This window comes from Tessaracoccus sp. OH4464_COT-324 (assembly GCF_003932855.1).
Classification (GTDB): Bacteria; Actinomycetota; Actinomycetes; order Propionibacteriales; family Propionibacteriaceae; genus Arachnia.
Genome location: NZ_RQYZ01000095.1, coordinates 1 through 464 on the forward strand (window position 1 = coordinate 1; position 464 = coordinate 464).

Genomic DNA, 464 nt, shown 5'->3' on the forward strand with positions numbered 1-464 from the left:
GATTGGCGGTTCCCGGAGACGTTGCGGGGTTGGGCGCTGAATTATCAGGATTACGGCATCGTTCGTGATCGTGGTGCTGGGGTGGCCTATGTCGATAGCTCCAGTGATCCGGAGCGGGTCCTGGGGCTTGAGATGCGGGGCGTCACCCTGCCGAGGCAGTTTAATGACTACCTGGCGGAGTGGGATGATGTGCATTATGTGGGTCGGTTCACCTGCGGCGCGTCGAAGATCGGCAAGTATCCGGAGTGTGTGGCTTATGCGGAGGATACTGTGATCGCGCTGGCGCCGGCGCTTGGCAGGTTTACCGAGCAGGAGGTGGTGGCGGCGATGGATGAGTTGGTGGATCATTTGTTGGCCACCAGGTGACGCTGGCGGGTTTGGTTGATGCGTAGGGTTTCGGGGTTGTGGTTGGGTGTCGTCGGCGGGTTGTTGGCGGTGTTGGTGGGGTTGCTGGTGGTGGTTGT

The 464-nt window shown here is 60.6% G+C and carries 1 protein-coding gene; it reads left to right on the forward strand.

The window, feature by feature from the left end; translation table 11 throughout:
* Window positions 1-366: hypothetical protein (locus EII42_RS13155; RefSeq protein WP_158676529.1), on the forward strand; the 366-nt coding region annotated here is incomplete at its 5' end.
* Between the last annotated feature and the right edge of the window lie 98 nt (window positions 367-464).